Below are 1,664 nucleotides of genomic sequence, written 5' to 3'. Positions count from 1 at the left end.
CCCCATACTGTCCGTTCGCACTGCCCCCGTTCAATTCAAGATCCGCCATGCCTTGTAGCGCAAGGCGTTGAGACCAAAAGACCAAGGATTCCTATATGGAAAAGACCCCAAAACCACCCTCCCATTTGCGGAAACCTACACAAAAATGGTTCCGTTCAGTCGTCGAAGAGTACGAGATGGAGCCGCACAACTTGCGACTCCTGATCCGCGCCTGCGAGGCATGGGACCGCGGAGAAGATGCGCGCGAGGCTATCGAGGCGCACGGACTCACTTACACAGACAGATGGAACTCGCCGCGCGCGCGACCGGAAGTGGCCGTGGAGCGTGACAGCCGCATCGGCTTTGCTCGCCTCATCAGAGAGCTTTCTCTGGATGGCGCCGGCTCGCCAGAAGCAACGCGCCCGCCTCGCTACGCGTCATACGGAGCGCGACGCTGATGCCGGTGCGCCGCAAGGTTGATCGCCGCCGCGACGGAATGCCAGTCGACGCACTTCGGCGTGTTTGGGCGCTCTGGCTCCGGCCAGCTCTCGACGCCACTGAGAAGGACGAGCTGACGAAACTTGAGGCGGAGTGCAGAGCAGCCGGTTACGACCCGCTGCTGGCTTGGTGTAGTGCACAGGAGGCTTCCGCATGCCGGTAAGAAGACGCGTATCGAAGGCTAGGCCCGACGAGGCGAAAGCGTGGATGATGTATTTTCAAAGCGGGCACGACTTTTTTGACGAACTTGTCGATGCTGGAGTTGTGGAGGATCGACACCACGTCCCTCGCGATCTAGCTGAGGCTACTTGGAGACGGATCGGCAACGACGTTTTGGCATATATGGAAGAGTTCTACAGAGGCTATCACCCGCCAGAGCGTCCGATATGGGCCGAACGAGAGTTCGGCCTGCCAGGACAAGCGAAGCGGCGTGCGGGCCGCTGAAAAGGCCCCCCGGATCCTGCGAATAGATCCATGCGAGGTTTCAGCCGCCGCACTTCGACAAGAGCGTAAGGATGATCGATACGGCGATAGCGAGCACCTTGAACACTTCGTCGCGCGAGAGGTGCCACCATGGTCGCTGCTTTGTTTTTCGTGAAGTGCGCACGCGGAATTCTCCATTAGGAAAGGATCATTCCGGTGCGATTTCTAAATGGTGCGGATTCGCGGACCCGTTTGCAAGACCACGACTAACGGATTTTTTACGAATCTGGATTGTGCGACAACTCGTGAGGCGCGCAAACTATTGATTTTCCTCGTTGAACCGCTGATTTCGGTTGCCCGTTATTCACAGGATGCCGCAAGGATTCACAGGTTCGATTTCGTGCCGCACCGCAGCGCCTTCGCTGACCTCGTCTAACCGCCGAGTGGCAATGGCAAATCTTTGCGGTTGCAGATTGCCCTCTTGCAGCCTTGTGGCACAATTTGCCGATTACAAAGCAGTGTCTATTTGGTCACTGCTGCACAATATATTGCGGCCGTCCTGAATTTTGACGCAGTTGACCCCTATATATAGGGGCAATCACAACGACCGCCACCAAGGCGGCAGGCAGCCGGCACAGCCGGCACAATGCAACGGTCGCGTGGGGCGACCTCTCGGAACAGAGCACATCAATGCAAAATCTGGAGGCCGCCTTCGAGGCGACGGGTCGCGTTGCGGCCAATGACGACACGCCTGTGTTCGACGT

General features: G+C 57.9%; 2 protein-coding genes. One reads left to right on the top strand and one right to left on the bottom strand.

Features of this window, described 5'->3' with window-relative positions; all coding sequences use genetic code 11:
* Positions 1-95 precede the first annotated feature (95 nt).
* Positions 96-437, top strand: coding sequence for a P27 family phage terminase small subunit (locus EN742_RS34275; RefSeq protein ID WP_128333836.1), 342 nt, complete (start codon positions 96-98; stop codon positions 435-437).
* A 524-nt stretch (positions 438-961) separates the two neighbouring features.
* On the opposite strand, the gene EN742_RS40130 is transcribed toward EN742_RS34275, so the two are convergent.
* Complete coding sequence (locus EN742_RS40130; RefSeq protein WP_281035038.1) at positions 962-1,084, bottom strand: hypothetical protein; 123 nt, start codon at positions 1,082-1,084, stop codon at positions 962-964.
* Between the last annotated feature and the right edge of the window lie 580 nt (positions 1,085-1,664).

The sequence above is a fragment of the Mesorhizobium sp. M4A.F.Ca.ET.020.02.1.1 genome, assembly GCF_004022645.1.
Lineage (GTDB): Bacteria > Pseudomonadota > Alphaproteobacteria > Rhizobiales > Rhizobiaceae > Mesorhizobium.
The sequence above is the reverse complement of the archived record's forward strand: the minus strand, read 5'-3'. Positions and strand labels throughout refer to the sequence as shown.